Below are 26974 nucleotides of genomic sequence, written 5' to 3'. Positions count from 1 at the left end.
GGTGAATAAGTGTTTAAGCCGGCCCGGCGGGAATCGTTGCGCGGGCCTTGGCTGCCATGCCACCATACGCTGATTGTTCCGGGAGGATTTTCATGCGTCGCGTCCTTACAGCCCTCATGCTTGTGATGATGGGTCCTGCGCCCGCGATCGCACAGGATCCGGTTCCCGAGCGGCGGCTGGTGATGACCCGGGACGTGGACTTCTACGGGGCTGACCTGCAACCTCTGTTCGACACCACGCTGGACGCCTGCCAGAGGGTTTGCCTGAACGACGCAGGCTGCAACGCCTTTACCTTCAACAGCCGGTCGCGCGCCTGTTTTCCCAAATCCACCGTTCGCGACCGCCAGCCCTATGACGGCGCTGTCTCGGCTCAGGTGTTGCCCACATCGTCAACGGTGCTGTCGCAAGCGGCATTGCGGGCGCAGGATCTGGCATTTCTGGAGGCCGCCGATCTGATCCAGGCCCGTGCCGAGGCCGACGCGCTGGCGGCGCGCCATGCCGGGGGCGAATGGAGCGTCGAACAGCTTTTGCAGGCGGCGCGGGATCAGGCGGCGCAGGGCAACATCCGGGATGCGATGAACTGGATCGGCGCCGCGCTGGCTCAAAGCGATGCGCCCGATCACTGGCTGGAATATGCGCATCTGGCCGGAAGCCTCGCCGACGGGACCGAAAGCGGAGACGGGCACGAGCTGCGCCTCCGGGCGGAACTGGCAGCGGTCAACGCCTATCTGCGGGCCGAAACCACCGCCGCCCGGGTCAGTGCGCTGGTGGCCCTGGCCCGGACGCTGGAGCCGTTGGAGCGGGGTCGCGAGATGATACCGGCGCTGCGACTGGCCGAAAGCCTGCAGCCGCGCGCCGACGTGACCGCTTTGCTGGACGAGGCCATCGGCAAATACGGCTTCCGGATCGTGGAAACGACCGTCGCGGCGGACAGTGCCGCGCCGCGGATCTGCGCCGAGTTCTCGGAGCCGCTGGTTCAGGCCGGACTCGACTACGCGCCGTTTGTGCGCCTTCCGGATCCGCGACTGGTGGTGCAGCCTTCCGAGCGGCAGATCTGCATTGACGGTGTCGCGCACGGAGAGCGCTACGCCCTGACCTTCCGCGCCGGCCTGCCCTCGGCCGAGGGAGACGCCCTGACCCGCGACGTTCCGGTGACGCTGTACGTGCGTGACCGCAGCCCTTCGGTCCGCTTTCCCGGCCGCGCCTATGTGCTGCCACGTTCGGCCGATGCCGGATTGCCGATCGAGACGGTGAACCTTGACTCCGTGCTTCTGACCCTGTCGCGGGTCAGTGACCGCAATCTGGTCCGGACGATGCAGGACACCTATTTTGGCCGTCCGCTGGGGCAATACGAGCTGGATTTCTTTCAGCGCGATCTGGCCGAAGAGATCTGGACCGGCGTCGGAGAGGTCGAGAACAGTCTGAATGCCGATATGACGACCCGGTTGCCGCTGGGCGCGGTTCTGCGGGACCAGGACCCCGGCATCTATGCGCTGAGCGCGCGCATAAAGGGTGCGGATCCCTACGAGGATCCGGGCGCGACCCAGTGGTTCGTGCTGAGCGACATCGGTCTGGCCACCCTGTCCGGTGCGGACGGCTTGCATGTTTTTGCCCGCAGCCTGGCGGATGCCCGGCCCCTGGCCGGACTGACAGTGACGCTGGTGTCGCGGTCCAACCGCGAACTGGCCGTGGCGCAGACCGACACCGACGGCATGGCCCGGTTTGATCCCGGCCTTGCCCGTGGCACCGACGGCGCCGCGCCCGCGCTTGTCGTGGTGCGCGACGGGGACAGGGACCTCGCCTTCCTGTCACTGAGCGATCCGGCTTTCGACCTGTCAGACCGTGGCGTCGAGGGGCGCGAACCGGCGGGGCCGATCGACGCCTTTCTCACCACCGACCGCGGGGCCTACCGGGCCGGAGATGTTGTTCACGCCACCTCGCTGCTGCGGGATTCCGATCTGCGGGCCATCGACGGTCTGCCGGTGACCGCGATCCTGACCCGACCCGACGGCGTCGAACATTCCCGTACCCTGTCCGCCCGTGGTGTGGCCGGCGGGCATGTGTTCAGCCTGCCGCTGGCGGCCTCGGTGCCGCGCGGCACCTGGCACCTTGCGGTCCATGGCGATGTCACCGCCCCCGCCCTGGCCGACCGGACCCTGCTGGTCGAAGATTTTGTTCCCGAACGCATCGACTTTGATCTGACCCTGCCCGAGGGCGCGATCCGTTCTGCCGCGCCACCGCCGCTTGAAGTCTCTGCGCGGTATCTGTTCGGTGCGCCGGGTGCGGATCTGCCGATCGAGGGCGAGGTGCGGCTGTCGGCCCGCGACACTCTGGAGGCCTTTCCCGGCTACCGGTTTGGCCTGCATGACGCCGACAGCGACATTCAGACCCGCAGCCTGCCCGGGGATCTGCGCACCGATGTACAGGGTGCGGCGCAGATCGCCCTGCCCCTGCCCGACGCAGCAGACATTACCGCGGGTCGTCCCTACAGTGCCGAAATCATCCTGCGGCTGTCCGAAGGCTCGGGCCGCCCGGTGGAACGCAGCCTCACCCGTCCGCTTGCGCCCCTGCAGCCGATGATCGGCATCCGTCCGCTGTTCGACCAGGTGGTGCCCAATGGCGCCGAAGCGCAGTTCATGGTGCAGGCCATCGGCCCGGACCTGACCCCGGTGGCAATGCAGGCACAATGGACGCTGAACCGGGTCGAGACCCGGTATCAATGGTATCAGCTGTACGGCAACTGGAACTGGGAACCCGTCACAACCCGGACCCAGGTCGCATCGGGCAAAGTCACTCTCGGAGCGGCGCCAGTGGCGCTGGCACAGGCGGTTGACTGGGGGCAGTACGAATTGCTGGTCGAGAGTCTGGACGGCGGCCACGTTGCCACGTCCGTCGGGTTTGATGCGGGTTGGTATGCCCCCGCCGATGCCGCCGCGACGCCCGACACGCTGGACCTGTCGCTGGACAAGCCCGGGTATCGGCCGGGGGAGACGGCAACCCTGCGCATTGTGCCGCGCTATGCCGGTCATGCGCTGGTATCGGTGCTGAGCAACCATGTCATCGCGATGCAGGCTGTCGAAGTGGTGGAGGGCGAAAACCTGATCCGGCTTCCGGTGACCGACGAATGGGGCGCCGGCGCCTATGTCACGGCGCAGGTGATCCGGCCCATGGATGTGGCGGCGGGACAGAACCCGGCACGCAGTCTGGGCCTGGCACATGCCTTGATCGATCCGGGCGCGCGCAAGCTGGAAGTGTCGATTGAAACCGCCGACGAGTCGGCGCCGCGCGCGCCACTGAAGGCCTCGGTCCTCGTGGATGGTCTTCAGCCGGGACAGGAGGCCTATGTGACGCTGGCGGCTGTCGATCTGGGCATTCTGAACCTCACCGGGTTCAAGTCACCCGATCCGTCGGCGCACTACTTTGGCCAGCGGCGGCTTGGGGTCGAAATCCGTGACCTGTACGGGCGGCTGATCGACGGAATGAATGGCGCAATGGGAGAGGTCAGGTCAGGCGGCGATGCTTCGGCGCAGATGCGGCTGCAAAGTCCGCCACCCACCGAGCAGCTGGTGGCCTTTTTCTCGGGGCCGGTTGCCGTTGCGGACGGGCGCGCAGAGATCCGTTTCGACATCCCGGAGTTCAACGGCACGGTGCGGCTGATGGCGGTCGCCTGGTCCCCCACGGCTGTCGGTCAGTCCAGCCGGGAAGTACTGGTGCGCGACCCGGTGGTGGTCAACGCCAGCTTGCCGCGGTTCATGGCGCCCGGCGACAGCTCGCGGCTGTTGCTGGAGATCGTCCATGCCAAGGGGCCGACCGGACCAATGGAACTGGAGATCACAGCCCCGGGCCTGACGCTGGACGCGGCTGCGCTCCCCGCCCGGGTGGACGTCACACAACAGGGCACGGCGCGACTGCAGGTGCCGCTTACCGCCCCGGACGTCGGCGACCATACCATCCGGGTGGCCCTGACCACACCCGACGGCACGCAGCTGGTCAAAACCCTTGTCCTGGGTGTGCGGGCAAACGACCCCCCGGTGGCGACAACCCGGCGGTTTTCGCTCGCCCCGGGGCAGACCTTCGTGCTGAACGGCGATGTCTTCGACGGGCTGCGCCGCGATACCGCGACGGCGCTGTTGTCCGCCGGGCCGCTGGCGCGGTTCGACGCTCCGGGTCTGCTGGCATCGCTGGACCGCTATCCCTATGGCTGCACCGAACAGGTGACCTCGCAGGCCCTGCCGCTGCTGTATCTGTCCGACCTGGCCGAGGCGATGGGTCTGGGCACAACCGCGACGCTGGGCAGCCGCATCGAGCAGGCGATCACCAGAATCCTGACGCGACAGGCCGCGAACGGCGCCTTTGGCCTGTGGGCCGCCGAGTCCGGCGACTTCTGGCTGGATGCCTATGTCACCGACTTCTTGAGTCGGGCACGGAGTGCGGGTCACGACGTGGCCGACATTGCCTTCGCAGCGGCTCTGGACAATCTGCGCAACCGCATCTCCTACGCCGCAGATTTCGATCAGGGCGGCGAGGACATCGCCTATGCATTGATGGTACTGGCCCGCGAGGGGCAGGCGGTGATGGGCGATCTGCGCTATTATGGCGATACCAAGGCGGATGATTTTGCCACCCCGCTGGCGCTGGCGCAGATGGGCGCGGCGCTGGCCAGCTATGGCGATCAGACCCGCGCCGATCTCCTGTTCGCAAAAGCCGCACAACGGCTGTCGGGTGACTCCCGCCCGGACACACAGGTCTACCGCACCGATTACGGCACTGCATTGCGCGATGCCGCCGGTCTGCTGGCTCTGGCGGCCGAATCCGGAAGCACGGCGGTCAACCGAGACGCGCTGGCGGCGCAACTCGCGGCGGCGGACCGTCCGCTTTCGACCCAGGAGCAGAGCTGGTCCCTGCTGGCGGCGCACGCGCTTGTGCAGGACCCGTCAGTGGCGGGGCTGACCGTCGACGGCGCGCCGGTGGCCGGACCCTTCATCCGGCGGCTGTCCGGTGACACAATCCAGCCGCAGGACATCAGAAATGCCTCGGACGCGCCAACCGACATTACCCTGACCACCCTGGGTGTCCCCGATCTGCCCGCCCCGGCGGGCGGCTATGGCTACGCGATCGAACGGGCCTACTACACAATGCAGGGCGATCCGCTGTCCGGCCCGGTCACACCCGGCGACCGGCTGGTGACAGTGCTGACCGTGCGTCCGGCCGAGGACGGTGGCGCCCGGCTGATGCTGAACGATCCGTTGCCCGCAGGCTTCGAGATCGACAACCCGAACCTGTTGCGGGCAGGCGACATCCGGGCGTTGGGCTGGCTGGAACCGGCAGAGACCCGCACTGTCGAGTTCCGTGCCGACCGCTTCCTTGCGGCCGTCGACTGGCAGTCGGCCGAGCCGTTCCAGCTTGCCTATGTCGTGCGCGCCGTGTCTCCGGGTCGTTTTCACCATCCCGCGGCATCGGTCGAGGACATGTATCGCCCGCAATATCGCGCCTGGACCGGAACCGGTACGCTGGACATTGCCGAATGAGGGGGACGGAATGAGCGGTACAGTGATCAGCCGGATGCGCTGGCGTGCGCTGGACCGCGGTGGCGAAGACAACTGCGCCCTGACCCATCTGGATGGCGGCTGGATGCTGGTCGGCCATGCGCGGTTTCACGACGACCTGGGCTGGGCGGCTCTGGACTATGTGATCCGCTGCGGCCCGGACTGGACCACCAACAGTGCCGACATCACCGGCACCCATGGCGAAACCCGGGTTGCCCTGCGGGTGGTGCGCACCGGGGCGGCGTGGCAGGTCAACGGCATTCTGCAACCTCAGGTCGCCGGGGCCACCGACATCGACCTCGGGTTCACCCCGGCAACCAACCTCATGCCGCTGCGCCGCCTGCCGCAGATCGGGCGGCTGCCCTGCCGGGCTGCCTGGCTGCGGGTGCCGACCGGCGCGGTCGAGCCGCTGGACCAGACCTACACCCGCCAGCGTGGACACATCGTCCAGTACCACGCCGAACAGACCGGCCATGCCACACAGCTGCGGGTGAACGAACACGGCTTTGTCACCCATTATCCCGGGCTGTGGGAGGTGCAGCATGCGCCTTAGGCACGGCCTTTCGGCGTTGTTTCTGGCCCTGTGGTCCGGCGCGGCACTGCGTGACGGGATCGACACCTGGATCGACACCACCGGACTGCCGCCGCTGGTGATCGCCACCTCTCCCGAGGTGCGCGACCGCAACGGCGCGCTGCTGCGCGCCTATACCGTAGAAGACGGTCGCTGGCGGATGCAGGTCTCGGCCGAGGCCGTCGATCCGCTGTTTGTCACCATGCTGCTGGCCTACGAGGACAGACGGTTCCCCACACACAACGGACTGGACCCCCGCGCCATTCTGCGGGCCGGGCTTCAGGCCCTGTTGCAGGGAGAAATCCTGTCCGGCGGTTCGACCCTGAGCATGCAGGTGGCACGCCTGCTTGAGGACAGCGGCACCGGGTCATGGACTGGCAAACTCAGACAGGCCCGGGTGGCGCTGGCGCTGGAACGACAGCTCGACAAGGGCCGGATCCTGTCGCTCTACCTGCATCTGGCACCCTATGGCGGCAACATCGAAGGTCTGCGGGCGGCCACACTGGCGTATTTCGGCAAGGAACCGCGCCGCCTCACTCCGGCAGAGGCCGCTCTGCTGGTTGCCCTGCCGCAGGCACCGGAATCCCGCCGCCCGGACCGCTTTCCCGACGCCGCGCGCACTGCCCGCGACCGGGTGCTTGCGCGCATGGCCCGCGCCGGAGTGCTGAGCGCAGAGGCGGTGCAGGCCGCACGCCGCGACCCTGGTCCCACAATGCGCCGCGCGGTGCCACAGCTTGCGCCGCATCTGGCCGACCGGGCGTTGTCACTGGGGGGCGCTCGGGTGATCACGACGCTGGATCGTGACCTGCAAAGCCAGCTGGAGGATCTGGCGCGGCGACATATGGCGGGTCGGGATGCCCGCCTGTCGCTGGCGTTGCTGGTGGCGGATCACACAACGGGTGAGATCCTTGCCTCGGTCGGCTCACCCGACTACGCCGCCACTCCCGGCCAGGGGTTTGTCGACATGACGCAGGCGCTGCGCTCGCCCGGCTCGACGCTGAAGCCACTGGTCTACGGGTTGGCTTTTGACCGTGGTCTGGCACATCCCGAGACGCTGATCCCGGACACGCCGGTGCAGTTCGGCACCTATGCGCCACAGAACTTTGACAGGCTGTTCCGCGGCGAGGTGCGCGTCAGCGAAGCGCTGCAACTCTCGCTCAATATTCCCGTGGTGCGCCTGACCGAAGCGCTGGGGCCCGCGCATGTGATGGATGCCCTGCGCCGCGCCGGTGCGAGCCCGCAACTGCCCTCCGGCGTGCCGGGCCTGGCGGTCAGCCTCGGCGGCGTCGGGCTCAGCCTGCAGGACCTGGTGCAGACCTATGCCATGCTGGCCCAGGGCGGGCGCGCCACACCTCTGCGCTGGAGCGGCGCGGCGCCGGTCGCCGGCAACCAGGTTCTTGGTCCGCGCGCCGCCTGGCAGGTCGGGCACATCCTCGCCGGGATCCCGCCCCCGGCGAACGCCGGGCCACGCGGGCGGGTGGCGTTCAAGACCGGCACGTCCTACGGCCATCGCGATGCCTGGGCCCTGGGCTATGATGGCCGCTATGTGGCCGGAGTCTGGATCGGCCGGCCGGACGGCACACCGGTGCCCGGTGCCTTTGGGGCCGACGCCGCCGCGCCGCTGCTGTTCGAGGTGCTGGGCCGGGTCCGCCCCCGGCCGGTGCCGCTGCCGGCACCACCCGCCGATACGCTGATGGTCGCCAATGGCGCACTGCCCTTGCCGCTGCAACGGTTCGGTGGGCCACAAGGCCGCGCCGCGAAACTGTCGATCCGCTTTCCCCCGGACGGCGCCTTGCTCGAGGCCAACTCCCTCGGCATTCCCCTGAAATTGCGCGATGGCACGGCGCCCTTCACGGTCCTGCGCGACGGCGCTGTCGTCGCCGCCAACCGGCGCCGGTCCGACCTGCTGATTCCCACCGGAGGGCCCGGTTTCACCATCCTGTCGGTGATCGACGCCACCGGCGCGTCGGACCGGGTGTCGCTGGAACTGCGCTGAAACCCCGGATCTGCAGCTGACTTCTCCGGGACATGAAATTCCCGGGGAGCCCGCGCCCACTGTGCAGTCAGGGGCAGCTCCCCCGGCTCAGCCGACCGGGCGCGAGCGGAAATACAGATAAAGCGGCAGGCCGCAGCTGACCCCGATTCCAAAGATCGCCGGAATGCAGACCAGCGCCAGCCAGTTCCGCCGCACCGCCACTTCGGACAGGATCCACAGCGTCAGCACAACGGCTGCGATCGTCAGGTCCCAGACCAGACCGGTCGACGACGCGTTGACATGCCACGCGTCGATCAGGGCAGCCGCGTCCCAGCCATTCTGGCGCAGGAAGGTCACGAACCAGTACATCGGATGCACCGTACCCCAGACGGCCAGAGCCAGCCAGAGATGGCGCAACCGCAAAGTCAGAACCCGAGCCCGAGCGAGAACGGCCCCTTGCGCAGGCCGACCCCGCCGCCCAGCGTCACACCGTTGCTGCCACCGCTCAGGCTTGCGGTGTACGACGGGCGGATCGGGTCACCATCGGCACCACAGCCCGCCAGTGCCAGAACCCCAAGTATCGCTGCAATCCTCATCCCAACGTCTCCTGCCAGCGGGCCACCTGTTCGCGCACGCGCATCGGCGCGGTGCCCCCGTAACTCAGACGCGACGCGACAGAGTTGTGCACGCCCAGCACCTCGAACACCGCCTCGGTGATGCCCGCGTGCACGCCCTGCAGGTCCTCAAGAGCGAGGTCCGGCAGATCGCAGCCCTTGGTCTCGGCCAGAGCCACCAGTGCGCCGGTCACGTGATGCGCCTGACGGAAAGGTAGGTCGAGAACGCGCACAAGCCAATCCGCAAGATCCGTGGCCGTGGAAAAGCCGCTGGCCGCCGCGCGTTCCAGCGCATCGCGGTTGGCGGACATGTCCTTTACCATGCCCTCCATCGCCGCCAGCGCCAGCATCAGGTTGTCGGCGGCGTCAAAGACCTGTTCCTTGTCTTCCTGCATGTCCTTGGAATAGGCCAGTGGCAGCCCTTTCATCACCATCATCAGCGCCACGTTGGCGCCGAAGATCCGGCCGATCTTGGCACGGATCAGCTCTGCCGCGTCGGGGTTCTTCTTTTGCGGCATGATGCTCGAGCCGGTCGAGAACCGGTCGGACAGGGTCACGAACCGAAACTGCGCCGAAGACCAGATCACCAGTTCCTCGGCAAAGCGGCTCAGGTGCATGGCGCAGATCGAGGCCACGCTCAGGAACTCCAGCGCGAAATCCCGGTCAGACACGGCGTCCAGCGAATTGGCCATCGGGCGGTCAAAGCCCAGCGCCTCGGCAGTCATGTGGCGGTCAATGGGGAACGAGGTGCCGGCCAGCGCAGCGGCGCCTAGCGGCGATTCATTCATCCGCGCCCGTGCATCCCGCACCCGCGACAGATCGCGCGCGAACATTTCGACATAGGCCATCATGTGATGCCCCCAGGTGACCGGTTGCGCGGTCTGCAAATGGGTGAACCCCGGCATCACCCAGTCAGCACCTGCCTCGGCCTGAGTCAGCAGTGCCTTCATCAGCGCGACAAGGCCCGCCTCGGCAGCGTCCAGCTGATCGCGCACCCAGAGACGGAAATCAGTGGCCACCTGATCGTTGCGCGACCGCGCCGTGTGCAGACGGCCCGCCGGGGTGCCGATCACTTCGGTCAGGCGGGATTCGACGTTCATGTGAATGTCTTCGAGCGCGGTGGAAAAAACGAAGGTGCCGGCCTCGATCTCTGACAACACCGTGAGAAGGCCTTTTCGAATGGCCTCGACGTCGCTAGGACTGACGATGCCCGTCGCGCCCAGCATCGCGGCATGGGCCCGAGATCCGGCAATATCCTGTGCCGCCATCCGCTGGTCGAATCCGATCGAGGCATTGATCGCCTCCATGATCGCATCCGGTCCCGCGGCAAAGCGGCCGCCCCACATCTGGTTCGAGGTTGTGTCAGACATCTGCAAAGCCCTTCGGAGGCAAAATGAAACGGTTTCTTTACGCGTTCGTCTATACCGGCCTTGCCCTGCTTGCAAACCCGGCCCTTGCCGACATCAACACCGCATCCGCGCTGCGCGACGGCGACATGAAGAAGATGAACTTCCATTCCGAACCCAGGGCAGCGGGCACGTCGGAATTCATCACCTTCGACGACACCCCCCTGACGCTGGCCAACTATCACGGCAAGTGGGTCCTGCTGAATTTCTGGGCAACCTGGTGCGCGCCCTGCCGCAAGGAAATGCCAATGCTGGCAGCATTGCAGACCGAACTGGGCGGCGAGAGTTTTGAGGTTGTGACCATCGCCACCGGGCGCAATCCCCCGATGGCGATGGAAAATTTCTATGCCGAGATCGGTGTGACCAACCTGCCGCTGCATCGCGACCCCAAATCGGCGCTGGCGCGGGAAATGGGGGTTTTGGGTCTGCCGATCACCGTTATTCTGAACCCCGAGGGACAAGAAGTCGGGCGGCTTCAGGGCGATGCGGACTGGTCGTCGGACAGTGCCACCGCCATGCTGCGGGCGCTGATAACAAACAACTGAGGCGGGACAGCCCCCTGCCCCGCCTCCGTCCCGCGTGCCCCCACGCGCCGTTTTGACGATTCAATCCATCAGATCAAACCGTCAGTATCGGTCCCCGGATAAACATGTAGTGACTGCCCTTCGCGCGCGGCGGCAGCCCATAGGCCGCGTTCTTCTGAAGCCGGCACCCATCCACCAAGACCTGGAGCGGTGTCTCGAGCGACGCAAGCTGTGCTTCGGGATCGATGCGCGCCCAGGCGACATAGGAGATCAGCTTGTCGCGCAACCGAAGGTTGGACGGCGCGTCGTGGTGCTTGGACATCGCCATATCCAGCGCAAACGGCCAAGCCACAACAATCAGAAACGCAAAGAACAAAAGCCGCATCGGCACCTTCCAGTTGACGGGCTCAGACGACCCTGAAGGGCAGAATGTGGCAGCTTTTCGGCAGGAGCAAGCAGATTGCCATATTTCCGCCACAATGTAGACAGTCTGTCAGGCAATGCGGGCTGTGGCCGGAAACCGTTTCCAAATGCCGCTCCGCATTTAAGGTTTTGTTAAATCATCCGTTCACAATCAACCCCTTAGAGCCGACATGCCTCTTTGGCGTCATCGCTCCCAAGGCGTCGGTCAAAGCGGACGGGCCGCAGCTTTAGCGATGATCGCTCCTCGCCCGCAGCCAGCGGAACACCAGCGGTGCAAACAGGATCACCAGCGTGATCCGCACCACGTGATGGCTGGCGACATAAGCAACCTCGGCGTGCATGGCGAGCGCGACAAGGCTCATCTCCGCCAGTCCGCCGGGAGAGTAGGCAAGCAGAACCTGTTCGATGGTCTGGCCAAACAGCGTATGGAACGCCACGGCGAAAACCACCGTGACCGTCAGCATGATGAGTGTCGCCCCAAGGCTGAGCAGCAATGCGTGCGCGATCTGTCCCGCCCTGGCCCCGACAAACCGGCAGCCGATGATGGTGCCAAGGATCACCTGCGCCAGCACGACCAGTTCCGACGGCGGCGGATAGTCGGCAATCCCGGACAGATGCGCCACCGCGCTGACCAGCATCGGACCGATCAGCGTCGGCGCCGGAAGGCGCAGCAGCGGGCCGACATAATACCCGAGGACACCGCAGAGCAGCAGAACCCCCAGATCCTGCAGCGGGATCTCGGCAAAGCCGACCCCGAATTGCGACCGGTCCCCCAGATCATGGCCGGCGATCAGACGAAACCAGACCGCCACCAGCGAGACCACAACCACGATGCGTGCCGCGTGGGCCAGCGCAATTCTGGCATCGTCCCCGCCATAATCGCGTCCGATGAGGATCATCTCGTTCAGTCCGCCGGGCATGCCCGCAAAAAATGCGGTGACCGCGTCAAAGCCGCCAAACCGGCGGTAGAATGGCACAACCAGCACACAGGACACGGCGAGGTAGAGAGCCAGAAAACTGAACGACACCAGCCAGTCTCCGGCCTGCGAGACGACCTCGGGCCTGAAGCCCGCGCCGAGCATCACGCCAATCACCACAACCACATAGGGACGCACCAGCATCGGTGGCCGGATCGGCGCGCCCAGCACGGCGGCGATGGTGTTGAAGATCATCGGCCCCAGCATCCAGGGCAGCGGCGCACCGATGGCATTGAACAGCACACCGCCTGCCGTCCCGAGCGCCAGCGCCAGTGTGATATATCCCAACATCGCACGCCGCGACAGCGCCCCGGGCTGTGGGTCGATGTTTCTGTAAGCTACCATGAATTCATGGCAAGGGTTCTGAGCCGGTGCCGCACGGCCTTGCTCACCTCATGTGATTTCTGGCGCAGAATGGCACCCTTGACCGTTCTTCGGACTGTTGGGTGGAACTGTCAAGCGCGGCTCAGCGGCAGTAGGATCCGTTGCGGTGTCGTGCTGTGTCAAAATGGAAATGGTCACGGTGGAAGCCGTCTGACCCCGGACCAAGCACAGTGCCAAAAGGCCCGCAGGCCGCGCGATGCAGTTTCTTGAGCAAGGTACCGTCCCTGCCGTTGTCCCAGCCGTCCAGAACGGTGATCTCGGTGCCGTCGCGCAGCCGGACACCGGAAATGTCGATCGCCCGGCCCTTGCCATGCTCGGAAATCTTGGCGCCGCTCTGGTTGTTGCGCGACCGGCAGGCATAGTGCGCCGCGACATTGATCCGTGCCACGCCACCGCCGCGTGATCCCACCGCAGGGGCCAGCGCCGTGTCGACCCAGCGCTTGAGCGTCTTTGCAGTGGTGCAGTCGATCGTCGCCTGCTGGCTCAACGCTATGCCGCTGACCGACCGCAGCTTGACCGCGTCCTTGATGCCGCAGCCACTGATCCGCCCGGGCACAAAACCGACCTTTTCGCCCTGAAGCCTGGGGTCGCCACACACCGCGCCGCGCGCCTCTTCCTGACGCTGGGCCATGGCCTTGCGCACGATGGCGCCCGGGCGCAGAGAGGGGCGCAGGGCCTGACGGATCGCCAGAGGTGATGCCTCGGCAAAGGCGCGGACCTGCTCCAGCGCGGCCAGCGGTTCGGCACGTTCGACCGGTTCAAGCCGCGACATGCGTGCGAACAGCCTGGCAGCCAGAGCGGCCTCGAATATTTCGGGTCGCGCGGCTGGGCGGCTTTTTGCCGACAGGCGGTCAGATTGGCGGTACGGCGCCAACTGCGGGGTCGCGGCCGTCAGCGCCAACAGTCGAGCAACCGGGCGGAGTGAATTTTTGGGGGCCTGAGCGACGGCGGGAGTGGCAAGCGCGATAACTAACAAGGCATTGATAATAAACCGCATTATCTCTCCGTCTTTGCGCGCCCAAAGTCCGGGGCATCCGTGTCCTGTCCAGCCTGAATGATACCACGGCGAATGGCGCGCGTCCGGGTAAAATAGGCGTGCAGGTGATCGCCGTCACCGGTGCGGATGGCGCGTTGCAGGGCAAAGAGCTCTTCGGTAAAGCGGCCAAGGATCTCGAGCGTGGCCTCCTTGTTGTTCAGGAAAACGTCGCGCCACATCGTCGGATCCGACGCCGCGATGCGGGTGAAGTCGCGGAAACCGGCGGCGGAATACTTGATCACTTCGCTGTCCGTGACCCGGCGCAGATCATCTGCCACCCCCACCATGGTGTAGGCAATCAGGTGGGGCGTGTGGCTGGTCACGGCCAGAACCAGATCGTGGTGCTCGGCGTCCATCACCTCGACATTGGCGCCGAGCGCTTTCCAGTAGACGGTCAATGTGTCCACGGCTTCGGGCGCGGTGCCCTCGACCGGGACCAGCAGACACCAGCGGTTGTCGAACAGCGTGGCAAAACCGGACTCGGGGCCCGAATGCTCTGTTCCCGCCAGCGGGTGTCCGGGAACAAAGTGCACGGTGTCGGGCAGGTGCGGCAAGACGGTTTCGATCACCATCTTCTTGACCGAACCGACGTCGGTGACAGTGCAGCCGGGTTTCAGATGCGGGGCGATTTCGGCAGCAACAGACCCCATCGCCCCGACCGGAACGGCAAGAACAACAAGATCGGCGTCCTTCACCGCCTCGGCGGCGCTGTCGCAGATCGTGTCACACAGACCGATGCGCCGCGCGGTGTCGCGGGTGGCAGCAGAGCGGGCGTAGCCTGCGACATGACCCGCCACGCCACGGCGCTTCATCGCCCAGAACATCGACGAGGCAATCAGGCCAAGGCCGATCAGGGCGACGCGGGGATAGACCTCGGTCATCGCTGACCCGCCTTGAACTGCCCCACAGCATGGGCCACGCGGCGGCACGAGGATTCATCACCGACGGTAATGCGCAGGGCGTTGGGCAGTTTGTAGGACCCGACCCGGCGCACGATCAGCCCCTGGCTTTGCAGGTAGAGGTCACAGGCCTCGGCTTCGTCCTGCGAGCCAAAACGGGCAAGCACAAAGTTAGCGGTCGACGTGTCTGACGGCACGCCGTGTTCGGCCAGCGCTTCGGACAGCCAGGCGCGCATCCGGGTGTTTTCCGCACGACATTTTTCGGCATAGGCCTGATCGCGGACCGCCGCCTCGGCCGCCACCAGTGCCGTGCTGGACAGATTGAACGGGCCACGGATGCGGTTGAGCACGTCAATAATCGCCTGCGGACCGTAGCCCCAGCCGACGCGCAGGCCACCCAGACCGTAAAGTTTTGAAAAGGTGCGGGTCATCACAACGTTGTCGCGTGTCTCGCTCAGTCTGGCGCCGCCGTCGTATCCCTCGACATAATCGGCATAGGCACCGTCAAGCACAAGAATGGCCTGCGGCGGTATGCCCTCTGCCAGCCGCTCAAGCTCGGCCGTGCCGATCATCGTGCCGGTGGGATTGTTGGGGTTGGCAAGAAAGACCAGTTTGGTGCGCTCACTGCACCCGGCCAGAAAGGCATCGACGTCTGACACCCGCTCGCTTTCGGCGACTTCGATCGGGGTTGCGCCAGCGGCCAGGGCGCTGATGCGGTACATGCCGAAACCGTGGACCGAATGCACGACTTCGTCCCCCGGCCCCGCATAACACTGACACAGGAAATGGATGATCTCGTCGCTGCCGACGCCACAGATGATGCGGCTTGCCTCCAGACCATAGATCTCGGCAATCGCCTGCCGCAGGGACGCGTGGTCGGTGTTGGGATAGCGGTGCAACTCGTGGGCCGACCGCCGGACTGCCTCCATCGCGGCGGGGCTGGGCCCGAACGGGTTTTCATTCGAGCTGAGCTTGACCACGTTGGACACCCCGTCCACATGCGCCTTGCCGCCCTGATAGAGGGCGATCTCCATGATCCCGGGCTGGGGAGTGATCTGTGTCATCTTTGTTCTCCTGTCCGGATGTCTTTAGCGGGCAGGGTTGCGCAAGAAAAGCGGCAAGTGGCGGCAGCTCTGATGCCGCGCGCCGGAAACCGGTTGTGATGGCAGCGGACAGGCCCGGACCTGCTCGGCTGCGCCCGCCCGCTCAGCTGGCCAGCACGTTGCGGAACTGCCAGGGGTCGGATTCGTCTATATCTTCGGGGAAATGCTCCCAGCGGTCCTGAAGCGGGGTCCAGTCGGTATAATGCGCCTCGACCGGGCCAAGGTAGGGGCGCTGCACGTCAAGACAACGCGCGTGGTCCATCTCGTCCGTCTCGACGATCCCCGCCCTTGGGTTTTCCAGGGCCCAGACCATGCCGGCAAGCACGGCGGAGCTGACCTGCATCCCGGTGGCATTCTGATAAGGGGCCAGATCGCGGGTTTCGGCGTTGCTCAGGCGCGACCCGTACCAGAGGGCGTTCTTCGCATGACCGAACAGCAGCACGCCCAACTCGTCGATGCCCTCGACGATCTCGTCCTCGGTCAGGATGTGATGCCTGCTTTGCTGGCGACCTGACCCGAACATCTCGTGCAGGGACAGGACAGCGTCATCCGACGGGTGATAGGCGTAGTGGCAGGTGGGGCGAAAATCCGGAGCGGCGGCGTCGCCGACGGTGTAATAATCGGCAATCGAGATCGCCTCGTTATGGGTCACGAGATAACCGAACTGCGGCCCCGGGGTCGGACACCAGGTGTGCACGCGGGTGATCGCGCCGGGACGGTCCAGCCAGATGCCGGCCTGACAGCCGGTGTCATGGGAATGCCCGTTTTCCGGAAACCAGGTTTCATGCGTGCCCCACCCCAGTTCGGCCGGCTGGAAACCTTCCGAGATGAACCCTTCGACGGACCAGGTGTTGACAAAGACGTTGCGCGGGCGCGGTACCCGCCGCGCCTGGGTGTCGCGTTCGGCGATGTGCACGCCTTTGACACCCAGATCCTGCATGAGCGTTGCCCAGCCCTGGCGGTCGTTCGGGGTGGTGACGTCGCTGCCGGTGTCGCGTGCCAGGGTCAGCAGCGCCTCTTTTACAAACCAGCTCACCATACCGGGGTTGGCGCCGCAGCAACTGACCGCCGTGGGGCCGCCGGGGTTGGCGGCCTTTTCGTCACGGACCTTCTGGCGCAGCGCATAATTGGTGCGGTCCGCATTGTTCTGGGTGTCAAAGTAGAATCCGGCCCAGGGTTCGACCACGGTGTCGATGTAAAGCACCCCCAGATCGCGGCAGTACCTCATCAGGTCCAGTGACGAGGTGTCGACCGAGAGATTGACGCAGAAGCCTTTGCCTTCGCAGAAGATCGCACCCAGAACCGCGCGGTAGTTGTCCTTGGTGATCGCCGTTGGCAAATGCTTCAGCCCGTGCTGACGCAGGAAATTTGCCTGCGCCGCGTCGGGTTCGACCACGGTAAGCTTGCTGGCGTCATAGTCGAAGTGCCGCTCGATCAGCGGCCAGGTGCCCTTGCCGATGGATCCGAAACCAATGATCAAGATCGGGCCATCAATGCGGCCGTAGACCGGGTATTCCTGTGTCATCCTGCGCCCTCCTGCGGGTGGTGCAGCAACACCTATCGTGACGGCGACAGAAGGGAAACGGGTCACGCTCGGGCTGGAACGACAACGCCCGCCAAGAGTGGCGGGCGATGCACAGAGACGTCCGGTGGGCGGAGGCTGTCAGGGACTCAGGCGATCCGGTTTTCGGTCTTGGGGTCGAAAACCACCGACTTGTCCATGTTGATCGCCAGATCGGCGATGTCCCCGGCGTTGACGTGGGCGTCGGCCCGCATCCGGCCGATCACGTCCTTGCCCGCCATTGTGGTGGTGATGAACGTGTCCGACCCTGCGGGTTCGGTCACGTCGACCTTGTTCTGCACCGGCACGACGGTGTTGGCGGACTTGTCGGCGCCGTCGGGATCGGTGATCGCTTCGGGGCGGATACCGAGCACGACCTTTGTGCCGTCGCGGCCCGACAGAGACGATGCGGGCAACGGCAGCGGCAGCGTCAGCGGGTGGCCGTTATGGTCGGTGATTTCGGCGGCGGCATCTGCGCCCTTGATGCGGATCACCGCATCCAGAAGGTTCATCGACGGCGACCCCATGAAGGCCGCAACAAAGATGTTGTTCGGGGTATCGTAGATCTCCTTGGGGGTGCCAAGTTGCTGGATGTAGCCGCCGTTCATCACCGCGATGCGGGTCGACAGCGTCATCGCCTCGATCTGGTCGTGGGTGACGTAGACAATCGTGGTGCCCAGGCGCTGGTGCAGCTTCTTGATTTCGGTGCGCATGTCCACGCGCAGCTTGGCATCAAGGTTGGACAGCGGCTCGTCGAACAGGAAGACGTCGGGATCGCGGACCAATGCGCGCCCCATGGCGACACGCTGGCGCTGGCCACCGGACAGCTGGCCCGGCTTGCGGTCGAGCAGCGGCTTGATTTGCAGCATGTTGGCGACCTTGTCCATCGCACGGTCACGCTCTTCCTTGGGGACGCCGTGCATCTCCAGGCCAAAGGTGATGTTCTTGCCAACGGTCATGTTGGGATAGAGCGCGTAGGACTGGAACACCATCGCGATGTTGCGCTTGGACGGGTGCACCCCGTTCATCGCCTTGTCCTTGATCGAGATGGTGCCCGAGGAAATCTCCTCGAGGCCTGCGATCATGTTGAGCAGCGTGGACTTTCCGCAGCCCGAGGGACCGACGAGCACAAGGAATTCGCCCTGTTGCACGTCGATGTCGACGCGGTGCAATACCTCGACCGCGCCGTAGGACTTGGTGACGTTGTCGATCTTGAGAAAGCTCATGAGGGCAACCCTTCGGTTGAAGTAACGTGAGACGGAGCGCGGTTCATCGCCATCACCCCTTGACCGAGCCGGACATCAGTCCGCGCACGAAGTACCGGCCTGCCACGATGTAGACGAGCAGTGTCGGAAGGGCGGCATAGATCGCGCCTGCGAAGTGGACGTTGTACTCTTTGACCCCGGTAGAGGAGTTCACGAGGTTGTTCAGCGCCACGGTGATCGGTTGGCTGTCGAAATCCGCGAAACTGGCGCCGAACAGGAAGTCGTTCCAGATGTTGGTGAACTGCCAGATGATGCAGACCACGGTGATCGGACCCGAGGACGGCATGAGAATGCGCCAGAAGATGCCGAAAAAGCCCGCGCCGTCCATCATCGCCGCCCGCACCAGTTCGGTCGGAAACACCGCATAGTAGTTGCGGAAATAAAGTGTCGAAAAGCCGATGCCATAGACCACATGCACAAGGATCAGGCCGGTGGTCGTTCCGGCAAGGCCGGTGAGGCCCAGCACACGTGCCATCGGGATCAGGACGATCTGGAACGGGATGAAGCAGGAAAAAAGCATCAGTCCGAACAGGATCGTATCGCCGCGGAACCGCCACTTGGTCAGCACATAGCCGTTCAGCGCGCCAAGCACGGTGGAAATGGCGACGGCCGGCACGACCATCTTGATCGAATTCCAGAAATAGGGTTTCAGGCCGGTGGGCTCGACGCCGATCTGTGCGGTTGACCAGGCAGCACGCCAGGCGTCCAGGGTCCATTCGCGCGGCAACGACATCATGTTGCCGCCGGTGATTTCCGAGAGTGGTTTCAGGGAGTTGATCACCATGATTGCAAAGGGCAGCAGATAAAACAGCGCCATCAGCAACAGGAACAGGTAGATGAAGGCGCGGCTGATCCGGCCCGTCCGCAGGGCGGTATCCTGAGTTGCGACAGACATTATTTTTTCTCCCGCAGTTCGGCGTAAAGATAAGGCACCATGATCGCCGCGATGGTCATCAGCATGATGACGGCAGACGAGGCGCCGATGCCCATCTGGTTGCGGGTGAAGGTGTAGGAATACATGAACGTCGCCGGCAGCTCTGTCGCCCGCCCCGGTCCGCCGCCGGTCAGCGCGATGACGAGGTCATAACTCTTGACCGCAAGATGGCTCAGGATGACAAAGGCTGACAGGAAGGCCGGGCGCAGTTGCGGCAGAATGATCCGGCGGTACATCTGCCAGTTCGATGCGCCGTCCATCTGCGCGGCCTTGAGGATTTCGTTGTCGATGCCCCGCAGGCCGGCCAGGAACATCGCCATGACAAACCCGCTGGATTGCCAGACGGCGGCGATCACAACGGTGTAGATCGCGTAGTCGGAATTCTTGATCCAATCAAAGCTGAAGCTTTCCCAGCCCCAGAGATGCATGGTGTGTTCAAGCCCGATGCCGGGATCAAGGAACCACTTCCACGCGGTGCCGGTCACGATGAAGGACAGGGCCATCGGATACAGGTAGATCGGGCGCAGCAGACCTTCGCCACGGATCTTCTGATCCAGAAAGGTGGCGAGCCCGAGGCCGATCAGCGTCGAGATACCGATGTAAAGCCCGGCAAAGATGCCCAGATTGGTGATCGATGTGGTCCAGTGCGAGAGCCGGAACAGCTTGGAATAATTTTCGAACCCAACCAGGTTGAAGCTGGGCAGAATGCGGCTGTCCGTAAAGGACAGGTAGACCGTGAAGATGATAAAACCGTAGACGAACAGGAAAATCACCGCCAGCGAAGGCGAGAGCACCAGTTTCGGAATGAGTGTCTGCAAACGGGTTTTGAGATCCGCCTGCGTCGGTGCAGATGCCATGGCTCTGTCCAGTCTGTCAGGGGAGAGTGGGAGGGCTCTGGCGCGCGCGGCGCCAGAGCCCGGTGCGCAGTTACTGCGCGATTTCGATGGCTGTCACCAGTTCTTCGGCCGCCGTCTGGCTGTCGAAGGAACCGTTGAAGAAGGCCGTCACAACGTCATAGTAAGCGTTCTTGATCGACGCCGGGGCGCCATAGCCCTGCGCCAGCGACCCGAACAGGTTGCCCGAGGAGGATGCCGCCGCGAGATCCGCGATGCCCTTCTTGCCGCAGGCGTCAAAGTCGGTGTCAGGCACATCGGTACGCGCGGGAACCGATCCCTTGACCACGTTGAACGCGGACTGGAAGGTCGGAGACATGATCGCCGTGGCAAGCGCCGCCTGCTCTTCCGAAACGACGCCGCCCTGGTCGAACATGGCGAACTGGTCAGCGTTGAACATCACCTGGTCCTGGGTGCCCGGGAAGCGGAAGCAGAGGAAATCCTCGTCCGGGACCTTGCCGGCAGCGACGAATTCGCCCTTGGCCCAGTCGCCCATGATCTGCATGCCCGCTTCGCCGTTGATGACCATCGCCGTTGCAAGGTTCCAGTCACGACCCGAGAAGTTGTCGTCGACGTTGGCGCGGATGGCGCCGAGACGGTCGAACGCCTGCTTCATCGTGTCAGAGCCCAGCGCTTCGGGATCGAGGTCGATCAGGGCCTTCTGGTAGAACTCGGGTCCACCGGTCGACATCACGACGGAGTCAAACAGCGTGGCTTCCTGCCAGGGCTGTCCGCCCTGCGCGATCGGCGTCACGCCCGCCTCTTTGAGGGTCGCCATTACCGCTTCGAACTCTTCCCAGGTGGTGGGAACGGTAAGATTGTTGTCGTCAAACAGCTTCTTGTTGGCCCAGACCCAGTTCACGGAGTGGACGTTGACCGGCGCAGCCACCCAGCTGCCTTCATACTTGGCGAACTTCTGCAGCGCCTCGGGAACCACGGCATCCCAGCCGTTTTCCGCGGCAGCATCGTTGAGGTTGGCAAGCGCGCCTTCCTTGGCCCAGTCGGTGATGTCAAAACCCAGCATCTGCACGGCGGTCGGTGCGTTGCCCGAAGTGACCCGCGCCCGCAGAACGGTCATTGCCGCCTCGCCGCCGCCACCGGCAACCGGCATGTCCATCCAGCCGATGCCCTGCGCTTCAAGGTCGCCCTTGAGCACGTTCAGCGCAGCCGCTTCGCCGCCAGACGTCCACCAGTGCAGAACCTCGACGTCCGCAGCCACGGCCGTGGTTGCGGACAGCGCCAGAACGGCTGCAGACAGTTTGAGGTGTTTCATAAGTGTCATAGGTATCCTCCCAGATAGGTACGATAATGTCTCGTCCGCCGCTATTGTAACGATTTAAATCCCGGGTGTGTCAACTGGTTTTTTCACATGAAAGAATTTGTTCGCACGCGCAGCATAAAAGCGTTTTGAAACCGGTGGCTTATGAAAGTCGTTGACAGCGGCGCTTTGGTTGTAACGATATAAAGCAGTCAGTGCCTCGAATCTGACCAATTGGAAATGGACACTCAAGTGAGCAAGGAACCGCACCCCACGCCCCCCGTCGGAAAACCTACGCTGAAGACGGTTGCGCAGGCGACAGGCTATGCGGTCACGACGGTGTCGCGGGCACTGTCCAACGATCCGAAGATCGCGCAGTCGACCCGGGACACCGTCGCCAAAGCCGCGAAATCGCTGGGGTATGTGCCGGATCGCGCGGCGCAGAGACTGCGCACCGGGCGCACCAAGGTGATCTCGCTCCTGATCAACCCCGGGCACGAATATCTCGGCTTCACCCATGTGCTGCTGAACGGCATCACCGCCGCGCTCAAGGGCACGGGGTATTCGGTCACGATCACCCCCGATTTCATTGATTCGGACCGGGTGTCAGCCATCGAAAACATCCTGCGCAACAACCTTGCCGACGGCATCGTGTTGTCGCGGACCGAATGTTTCGACCCCCGGGTGCGGCTGCTGCTGGAAAAGGATTTCCCCTTTGTCAGCCACGGGCGGACCGAGTTCACCACGCAGCACGCCTTTGTCGATTTCGACAACGAAGCCTTTGCCCGTCAGGCGGTTAAATGGTTGCTGAAGGCGGGGCGCAAACGCCTGATGATTGTGCTGCCGCAGGCGCAATTCACCTTTTCCCAGCATCTCCGATTCGGCTTCCTGTCCGAGGTGCGCGAAGCGGGAATCGATCACATCATTCCTGAAAACCTTACCATCGACACCCCGCCGGCCGAAATTGCCCGCCAGCTGACCAGCCTCCTGCTTTCGGAGTCACCGCCGGACGGAATCGTCTGCGTCGGCGAGGTCATGGCACTGGCGGCTCTTGCGGCGATAGACGATGCCGGGATGGTGGCGGGAGACCAGGTGGATATGCTGATCAAGCAGGCCTCACCGGTGTTCGACCTGATGCGGCCCAAGTTCCGCTCGATCTTTGAGGATGTCGAAATGACCGGGCGTGCCATGGGGGAAATTCTGCTGCGGCGGATCGACGGTGCGCCCCCCGAGACCCTGCAAAGGATCATCGCGCCGGTGGATGGTCCGCACCTTTCCGGCTGAGCTTCAGACCACGACCTCGAACGGCTTCTGCGCCCCGACATCAAAAACCCGTTTGTAGCGCTCAATCTCGTCCTGCGGGCCCATCGCCTTGTTCGGGTTGTCCGACAATTTGACCGTTGGACGCCCGTTGGCCGATACCGCCTTGCAGACCAGACTGAACGGCGCCAGCCGGTCGCCCTCGGTCAGCCCGCGGAAATCATTGGTGAGCAGAGTGCCCCAACCGAAACTGACCCGCACCCGGCCCAGGAACTGCTTGTGCAGTTCGACAATCTTGGCCTCGTCCAGCCCGTCGGAAAAGATCACCAGCTTGCTGCGCGGATCCTCGCCGCGTTCCTGCCACCAGCGGATGGCGGTTTCGGCACCGGTTGCCGGATCGCCGCTGTCGATGCGGATGCCGGTCCAGCCCGCCAGCCAGTCGGGCGCATTGCGCAGAAACCCGTTGGTTCCGTAGGTGTCGGGCAGAATGATGCGCAGGTTGCCTTCGTGCTCTTCGTGCCAGTCCGCCAGAACATCGTAGGGGGCGTTGGCCAGCGCGGCATCGTCCTCGGCCAGCGCAGCATAGACCATCGGCAGTTCATGCGCGTTGGTGCCGATGGCCTCCATATCGCGGTTCTTGGCGATGAGACAGTTCGAGGTGCCGGCAAAGCCCTTGCCCAGACCTTCCTGCATCGCCTGAACGCACCAGTCCTGCCACAGAAACGAGTGCCGCCGCCGGGTTCCAAAGTCCGCGATCCGCAGATCCGGAACGGTGCGCAGGTGTTCGACCTTTTCCCAGAGCTTGGTCATCGCACGGGCGTAAAGCACCTGCAGCTCGAACCGTCCCATGGTGTTGAGCACGGCACGGCCACGCAGCTCCATCAGAACCGCGAGGGCCGGAATTTCCCAGAGCATCACCTCGGGCCAGCTGCCCTCAAAGGTCAGCTCGTACTGGTCGCCGACGCGCTCCAGATGATAGGGGGGCAGGCGCAGATTTTCGAACCAGTCCATGAAATCCGGGCGGAACATCTGCCGTTTTCCATAGAAGGTGTTGCCGCGCATCCAGGTCGATTCACCGCGCCGCAGCGACAGGGACCGGATGTGATCCAGCTGTTCGCGCAATTCGCCCTCGTCGATCAACCGGGCCAGCGGAATGTGGGTAGACCGGTTGATCAGGCTGAACGTCACCTGGGTTTCGGGTTTGTTGCGGAACACCGACTGGCACATCAGCAGCTTGTAAAAATCGGTGTCGATCAGAGACCGGACGATCGGGTCGATCTTCCACTTGTGGTTCCAGACGCGGGTTGCGATGTCCAATTCACGGCCTCTTCTGCTTGCTCATTCCGTGATACGCGAAGCCTTGGGGGCGATCCAAGCGGTTTATCGCCTCGGGAACAGCGCGCCAGCGCCGCCAGAAGATCAGCCTTTCGGACGGGTTTGGGCAGAAAATCATCCATTCCCGCCGCCAGGCAGGCAGCGCGGTCCGAATCAAAGGCATTGGCAGTCAAGGCGATGATATGTGGCTGCGGCCCGTCCATCTGCCGGATCACCTGCGTTGCCGAGATACCGTCAAGCACCGGCATCGACATGTCCATGAGCACAATATCCGGCCGGTGCTGCGCCACCAGATCCAGCGCTTCGGCTCCATCTCCGGCAAACCACAGCGTAATCTCGAGGTCCGACAGGTAGCGGGCGATCAGCAGGCTGTTGGTGCGGTTGTCTTCGGCGAGCAATATCTTCGTACCTTCAAGGTTCGGACTGCCGGTCCCTTCGGGCTGGCGGGGTGCGGCACGATCATGTTTCTGCTGCGTCCCGGCCTCGAAGGTGAACACAAACACCGACCCCGAGACATCACCTGGCGCCAATTCCAGATTTCCCCCCATGCGTCGCGCCAGCTGCCGCGAGATGGCGAGGCCCAGTCCGGTGCCGCCATATTTGCGTGTGGTGGCCACATCCGCCTGTTCAAACTGGTCGAAAATGCACGCGGCCCGGTCGGCAGGCACTCCGATACCGGTGTCCGATACCGTGATCCGCAGGACATGGGACGCCGTCTTGTTCTCGACCGACACGTGCAGGGTTACGCCCCCCGCGTCGGTGAATTTGATGGCATTTCCCAGCAGGTTGAGCAGCACCTGACGCACGCGGCCTTCGTCACCGACGACAACGTCCGGCAGCGGGCCATCGTGGCAGATGTCCAGGAACAGCCCCTTGTCCCGGGCGGAGCCACGCAGCAGGTCCGCCGACATCCGGATGCACCGGGCAAGGTTGAAGGGATCTTCCGCCATGCCCATCTTGCCGGCATCGAGCTTGGAATAATCCAGGATGTCGTTGATGATGCGCAGCAAGGCTTCGGCCGAAGTATGGATGGCGCTGACATATTCGCGCTGCTGGGGGGCCAGCGCCGTTTCAGACAGCAGGTCGGACATTCCTATGATGCCATTCATCGGAGTCCGGATCTCGTGGCTCATGGTGGCGAGAAATGCAGCCTTGGCGCGCGCGCCCTCTTTGGCGCGGGATGTCGCGCGGGTCATTTCAAGTGCATGGCTCTTGGCATCGGTGATGTCGCGCTCGATCGCGATGACGGTCTCTGTCAGCCCCCGGTCGTCGCTGATCGGAACGATATTGGTTTCAACCCAGATCTTTCGCCCGTCCTTGGCGTAGTTCAGGATCTCCGAGCGCAGCGGCCGGCCGTCTTTCACTGCCGCCCGGATCGCCGCGACCGTCTCTGCGCTGGTTTCATCGCCGTTGAGCAGTCTGCCAACGGACTGGCCCACAGCCTCGGCAGCGCTGTATCCGGTCGTCTGAACAAAGGCGTCGTTGACCCAGACAATTGTTCCGCGGCTGTCCTGCATGATCACGCTGTCATTGGCATGACGGGCCACCAGCGCCAGCTGGCGCGCTTCGCGCTGGCTTTCGAAAAGATCCTGATTGCTTTGCGCCAGCGCCCGGGCCCCCGTCAGCAAGTCACGGCTCGACCGCACATGGGCACGTTCGGAATCGACCACCAGTTGCAGAAAGATCCGCGCACTGTAGGCCATCAACAGCACGCCCATGACTTCGTAGCCGTGGTGCGGGTCAAGCCCGCCGGCCAGTGCGACGTCGGCCCCCAGATATCCGGCCCCGGCCAGCATGTAGATCGCCAGCCGCGTCCGGGCCGCTGGCGGGTGATAGGGCATGACCACGCCGGCATTGATCGCGGCGGCAATGAGGAACGCGAAGGCGAAAAAGCTGGCGTCCACTCCGGCGGTATTGCCAAGCGTGACCAGGATACAGCCGGAAATTGTCAGCGCCTGGAAACCGGCGGTCAGTGTCGTCACCGCTCTGATCCGGGCAAAGCCGCGCCCCTGCCGCTGCCAGCGCGGCACCTGGCGCAATGCCGTGCAGTCAACAGCTTCGCCCAGAAGGGCTAGAGCGGCGACCGCCACACCGGTTGCAACGGTTTCCAGCAACGCCAGGGACAGCGCGCCGATCAGCGTCAGCCACTGCCGTGCCCAGAAATAGGCGACCCGCCCGCGGGCGTAACGGGCCAGGCGTCCCTCGGGAGACTGGCGCATCTCGAAAGCCGTCACCTGAGCTTCTGAACTGGAAAGAGCCTGCGCCATGCGGGATGTCCACCAAACCTGTTCAGCCCGGTGTACCCCGCGTTAGGTTAACAAAGTGGCAAACGCCTCAGATCAGCTCGATCCCGGCTTCCTGCATCGCCGACCGCGCCGCGGCTAGCGATCCGCCGACGTCGATGCCGCGCGTCGCCGCACTCAGAACCGTCACATCGTAGCCCAACCGCGCGGCATCAATCGCCGAATAGAAGACGCAAAAGTCATAGGCGAGCCCGGTCAGCGTCACAGTGTCGATCCCGCGGCTGCGCAGATAGCCATCAAGCCCGGTCGGAGTGGCATGGTCGTTCTCAAAAAAAGCCGAGTAGCTGTCGATGTCCCTGCGATACCCCTTCCTCAGGATCAGATCCGCAGGATCCAGATTCAGTGCCGGGTGAAAGGCGGCGCCCCGCGTGCCCTGAATACAGTGATCGGGCCACAGCACCTGCGGTCCGTAGGGCATCTCGATGCTGTCCAGCGGTTCCTTGCCCGGGTGCTGGCTGGCAAACGAGGAGTGTCCTGCAGGATGCCAGTCCTGCGTCAGGATCACGGCGTCGAACCCGGACATCAGTTCGTTGATCGGCGCGACCACCGCATCTCCGTCAGGCACGGCCAGCGCACCCCCGGAGCAGAAATCGTTCTGGACATCGATGACGATCAGGGCGGACATGGCAATACTCCCGGCTATGCACTCTCAGACTAGGGTGTGGCGATGGCAGGCTCAACAGTGCGCGGCTTCACGCTCTTGATCC

21 protein-coding genes are annotated in these 26974 nt (G+C 64.2%); 5 read left to right on the top strand and 16 right to left on the bottom strand.

Going from position 1 to position 26974, the window contains the following annotated elements:
- The first annotated feature begins 92 nt into the window (after positions 1 to 92).
- From FOY53_RS00760 to pbpC, 3 genes are read left to right on the top strand one after another with little or no spacing between them, the layout of a single operon-like run.
- Entirely contained in the window at positions 93 to 5528 is a 5436-nt protein-coding gene (locus FOY53_RS00760; RefSeq protein ID WP_146584678.1) for an alpha-2-macroglobulin family protein, read from the top strand.
- Positions 5529 to 5538: 10 nt separating this feature from the next.
- On the top strand, positions 5539 to 6099 hold the full coding sequence (locus FOY53_RS00755) for a putative glycolipid-binding domain-containing protein (protein ID WP_146584676.1): 561 nt from the start codon (positions 5539 to 5541) through the stop codon (positions 6097 to 6099).
- On the top strand, positions 6089 to 8113 hold the full coding sequence (gene pbpC, locus FOY53_RS00750) for a penicillin-binding protein 1C (protein WP_146584674.1): 2025 nt from the start codon (positions 6089 to 6091) through the stop codon (positions 8111 to 8113). The genes FOY53_RS00755 and pbpC overlap by 11 nt, the downstream gene beginning before the upstream one ends.
- Positions 8114 to 8200: 87 nt before the next feature.
- Here the strand turns inward: pbpC and FOY53_RS00745 are convergent, their stop codons facing one another.
- From FOY53_RS00745 to argH, 3 genes are read right to left on the bottom strand one after another with little or no spacing between them, the layout of a single operon-like run.
- Entirely contained in the window at positions 8201 to 8509 is a 309-nt protein-coding gene (locus tag FOY53_RS00745; RefSeq protein ID WP_246107234.1) for a DUF2834 domain-containing protein, read from the bottom strand.
- Positions 8510 to 8517: 8 nt separating this feature from the next.
- Positions 8518 to 8688: a hypothetical protein gene (locus tag FOY53_RS22915; protein WP_186766473.1), complete on the bottom strand. Its 171-nt coding sequence runs from the start codon at positions 8686 to 8688 to the stop codon at positions 8518 to 8520.
- Positions 8685 to 10076 (bottom strand): argininosuccinate lyase, encoded by a 1392-nt coding sequence (argH, locus tag FOY53_RS00740; protein WP_146584670.1) that lies wholly within the window; start codon positions 10074 to 10076, stop codon positions 8685 to 8687. Before argH ends, FOY53_RS22915 begins: the two co-directional genes overlap by 4 nt.
- Positions 10077 to 10099: 23 nt before the next feature.
- On the opposite strand from argH, the gene FOY53_RS00735 reads away from it, so the two are divergent.
- The gene (locus FOY53_RS00735; RefSeq protein ID WP_146584668.1) at positions 10100 to 10657 is read left to right on the top strand and encodes a TlpA family protein disulfide reductase; all 558 of its coding nucleotides are present in this window, start codon (positions 10100 to 10102) and stop codon (positions 10655 to 10657) included.
- Positions 10658 to 10730: 73 nt separating this feature from the next.
- Here FOY53_RS00735 and FOY53_RS00730 read toward each other — a convergent pair whose 3' ends face one another.
- From FOY53_RS00730 to FOY53_RS00685, 10 genes are all read right to left on the bottom strand, one after another.
- Complete coding sequence (locus FOY53_RS00730) at positions 10731 to 11021, bottom strand: hypothetical protein (RefSeq protein ID WP_146584666.1); 291 nt, start codon at positions 11019 to 11021, stop codon at positions 10731 to 10733.
- Positions 11022 to 11286: 265 nt separating this feature from the next.
- Positions 11287 to 12381, bottom strand: coding sequence for an AbrB family transcriptional regulator (locus FOY53_RS00725; RefSeq protein WP_246107233.1), 1095 nt, complete (start codon positions 12379 to 12381; stop codon positions 11287 to 11289).
- A gap of 121 nt (positions 12382 to 12502) precedes the next feature.
- A complete protein-coding gene (locus tag FOY53_RS00720; protein WP_342783932.1) occupies positions 12503 to 13192 on the bottom strand; it encodes an extensin-like domain-containing protein in 690 nt (229 codons plus the stop codon).
- A 224-nt stretch (positions 13193 to 13416) separates the two neighbouring features.
- Positions 13417 to 14337 (bottom strand): prephenate/arogenate dehydrogenase family protein, encoded by a 921-nt coding sequence (locus FOY53_RS00715; protein WP_146584662.1) that lies wholly within the window; start codon positions 14335 to 14337, stop codon positions 13417 to 13419.
- Positions 14334 to 15419, bottom strand: coding sequence for a histidinol-phosphate transaminase (gene hisC / locus FOY53_RS00710; protein WP_146584660.1), 1086 nt, complete (start codon positions 15417 to 15419; stop codon positions 14334 to 14336). Before hisC ends, FOY53_RS00715 begins: the two co-directional genes overlap by 4 nt.
- Positions 15420 to 15561: 142 nt before the next feature.
- Entirely contained in the window at positions 15562 to 16983 is a 1422-nt protein-coding gene (locus FOY53_RS00705; RefSeq protein ID WP_146584658.1) for a homospermidine synthase, read from the bottom strand.
- Positions 16984 to 17129: 146 nt separating this feature from the next.
- Positions 17130 to 18245 carry an ABC transporter ATP-binding protein gene (locus tag FOY53_RS00700; RefSeq protein WP_146584656.1) on the bottom strand — a complete coding sequence of 372 codons (1116 nt, stop codon included), beginning with the start codon at positions 18243 to 18245 and terminating at the stop codon, positions 17130 to 17132.
- Positions 18246 to 18297: 52 nt separating this feature from the next.
- Complete coding sequence (locus tag FOY53_RS00695; protein ID WP_146584654.1) at positions 18298 to 19179, bottom strand: carbohydrate ABC transporter permease; 882 nt, start codon at positions 19177 to 19179, stop codon at positions 18298 to 18300.
- The gene (locus FOY53_RS00690; RefSeq protein ID WP_146584652.1) at positions 19179 to 20075 is read right to left on the bottom strand and encodes a carbohydrate ABC transporter permease; all 897 of its coding nucleotides are present in this window, start codon (positions 20073 to 20075) and stop codon (positions 19179 to 19181) included. Before FOY53_RS00690 ends, FOY53_RS00695 begins: the two co-directional genes overlap by 1 nt.
- 70 nt (positions 20076 to 20145) lie before the next feature.
- On the bottom strand, positions 20146 to 21393 hold the full coding sequence (locus tag FOY53_RS00685) for an ABC transporter substrate-binding protein (protein WP_146584650.1): 1248 nt from the start codon (positions 21391 to 21393) through the stop codon (positions 20146 to 20148).
- Positions 21394 to 21621: 228 nt separating this feature from the next.
- Between FOY53_RS00685 and FOY53_RS00680 the strand changes: the two genes are divergently transcribed.
- Positions 21622 to 22653 (top strand): LacI family transcriptional regulator, encoded by a 1032-nt coding sequence (locus FOY53_RS00680; RefSeq protein WP_222435205.1) that lies wholly within the window; start codon positions 21622 to 21624, stop codon positions 22651 to 22653.
- A 3-nt stretch (positions 22654 to 22656) separates the two neighbouring features.
- Here the strand turns inward: FOY53_RS00680 and pncB are convergent, their stop codons facing one another.
- The 3 genes from pncB to pncA form a co-directional block, all read right to left on the bottom strand.
- On the bottom strand, positions 22657 to 23946 hold the full coding sequence (gene pncB, locus FOY53_RS00675; RefSeq protein ID WP_146584646.1) for a nicotinate phosphoribosyltransferase: 1290 nt from the start codon (positions 23944 to 23946) through the stop codon (positions 22657 to 22659).
- Positions 23883 to 26231, bottom strand: a complete 2349-nt coding sequence (locus FOY53_RS00670) for a PAS domain-containing hybrid sensor histidine kinase/response regulator (protein WP_146584643.1) — start codon at positions 26229 to 26231, stop codon at positions 23883 to 23885. The genes pncB and FOY53_RS00670 overlap by 64 nt, the downstream gene beginning before the upstream one ends.
- Before the next feature lie 67 nt (positions 26232 to 26298).
- Positions 26299 to 26892 carry a bifunctional nicotinamidase/pyrazinamidase gene (gene pncA, locus FOY53_RS00665; RefSeq protein ID WP_146584641.1) on the bottom strand — a complete coding sequence of 198 codons (594 nt, stop codon included), beginning with the start codon at positions 26890 to 26892 and terminating at the stop codon, positions 26299 to 26301.
- Between the last annotated feature and the right edge of the window lie 82 nt (positions 26893 to 26974).

This window comes from Puniceibacterium confluentis (assembly GCF_007923445.1).
Lineage (GTDB): Bacteria > Pseudomonadota > Alphaproteobacteria > Rhodobacterales > Rhodobacteraceae > Puniceibacterium > Puniceibacterium confluentis.
This window is presented reverse-complemented; position numbering and strand designations above follow the sequence as displayed.

Excerpts from the sequence above, each read along its gene's own strand:
- argH (WP_146584670.1), bottom strand. The coding sequence starts at position 10,076 with ATGTCTGACACAACCTCGAACCAGATGTGGGGCGGCCGCTTTGCCGCG.
- FOY53_RS00725 (WP_246107233.1), bottom strand. The coding sequence starts at position 12,381 with ATGGTAGCTTACAGAAACATCGACCCACAGCCCGGGGCGCTGTCGCGG.
- pbpC (WP_146584674.1), top strand. The coding sequence starts at position 6,089 with ATGCGCCTTAGGCACGGCCTTTCGGCGTTGTTTCTGGCCCTGTGGTCC.
- FOY53_RS00705 (WP_146584658.1), bottom strand. The coding sequence starts at position 16,983 with ATGACACAGGAATACCCGGTCTACGGCCGCATTGATGGCCCGATCTTG.
- FOY53_RS00685 (WP_146584650.1), bottom strand. The coding sequence starts at position 21,393 with ATGACACTTATGAAACACCTCAAACTGTCTGCAGCCGTTCTGGCGCTG.
- FOY53_RS22915 (WP_186766473.1), bottom strand. The coding sequence starts at position 8,688 with ATGAGGATTGCAGCGATACTTGGGGTTCTGGCACTGGCGGGCTGTGGT.
- FOY53_RS00755 (WP_146584676.1), top strand. The coding sequence starts at position 5,539 with ATGAGCGGTACAGTGATCAGCCGGATGCGCTGGCGTGCGCTGGACCGC.
- hisC (WP_146584660.1), bottom strand. The coding sequence starts at position 15,419 with ATGACACAGATCACTCCCCAGCCCGGGATCATGGAGATCGCCCTCTAT.
- pncA (WP_146584641.1), bottom strand. The coding sequence starts at position 26,892 with ATGTCCGCCCTGATCGTCATCGATGTCCAGAACGATTTCTGCTCCGGG.
- FOY53_RS00735 (WP_146584668.1), top strand. The coding sequence starts at position 10,100 with ATGAAACGGTTTCTTTACGCGTTCGTCTATACCGGCCTTGCCCTGCTT.
- FOY53_RS00760 (WP_146584678.1), top strand. The coding sequence starts at position 93 with ATGCGTCGCGTCCTTACAGCCCTCATGCTTGTGATGATGGGTCCTGCG.
- FOY53_RS00695 (WP_146584654.1), bottom strand. The coding sequence starts at position 19,179 with ATGTCTGTCGCAACTCAGGATACCGCCCTGCGGACGGGCCGGATCAGC.
- FOY53_RS00730 (WP_146584666.1), bottom strand. The coding sequence starts at position 11,021 with ATGCGGCTTTTGTTCTTTGCGTTTCTGATTGTTGTGGCTTGGCCGTTT.
- FOY53_RS00720 (WP_342783932.1), bottom strand. The coding sequence starts at position 13,192 with ATGTCGCGGCTTGAACCGGTCGAACGTGCCGAACCGCTGGCCGCGCTG.
- FOY53_RS00700 (WP_146584656.1), bottom strand. The coding sequence starts at position 18,245 with ATGAGCTTTCTCAAGATCGACAACGTCACCAAGTCCTACGGCGCGGTC.
- FOY53_RS00670 (WP_146584643.1), bottom strand. The coding sequence starts at position 26,231 with ATGGCGCAGGCTCTTTCCAGTTCAGAAGCTCAGGTGACGGCTTTCGAG.
- FOY53_RS00715 (WP_146584662.1), bottom strand. The coding sequence starts at position 14,337 with ATGACCGAGGTCTATCCCCGCGTCGCCCTGATCGGCCTTGGCCTGATT.
- FOY53_RS00690 (WP_146584652.1), bottom strand. The coding sequence starts at position 20,075 with ATGGCATCTGCACCGACGCAGGCGGATCTCAAAACCCGTTTGCAGACA.